This is a genomic window from Salinimicrobium oceani (genome assembly GCF_012037645.1).
In genome coordinates this window covers 1-566 of record NZ_JAAVJR010000292.1, presented here as the reverse complement: position 1 = coordinate 566, position 566 = coordinate 1, and the positions used below count along the sequence as shown (strand labels likewise).

At 47.2% G+C, this 566-nt stretch carries 1 pseudogene; it reads right to left on the bottom strand.

The features are described 5' to 3' along the window. A pseudogene (locus HC175_RS16790) lies at nucleotides 1–566 on the bottom strand (urocanate hydratase); the annotation flags it as partial.

Sequence of the window (566 nt, the reverse complement as noted above, 5' to 3'; positions counted from 1 at the left end):
AAATTACTGTTCCTATTTCCCCTTTTTCAATAGCTTTATTGAATGCTCTTGCAATTTCAATACGGCCTTCGGCATCGGCATAAAGGATCCGTGCCTGTGAACCCACCACCAGTTTATTGGCCCTTGCACCTTCGATCCATTTGATATTATCCTGCATTTGCTGCTGAATTTCCTCCGGGGCCTGTTCCTTTAGCTTCTTAAGTACCTCCCGCGCAATGGCATCGGTCTTCTCCAGGTCCTCTTCTTTTCCTGAAGCACACACCCAGCGGAAGGGGCCAAATCCATAATCAAAGCACATAGGTCCCATTATGTCCTGTACATAACTTGGGTAGGCAAAATCCTTGTCTTCTCCGGCTGAAGTGCCGCTTACAAAATTTCCCTCTTCGTCTTTATAGATCTTTGCCCCGGCACGGGAGGCTTCCAGTAAAAATGCATTGCCGTAATCAAAGAAATAGGTGCCTTTTTTGGTGTGGCGGTTAATGGCTTCGGTTTGCCTGCGAAGACTCTCCCTGACCTTTTCCTTGAATTTCTCCGGATCGGAGCTCATCATCTCATTGGCCTCTTCA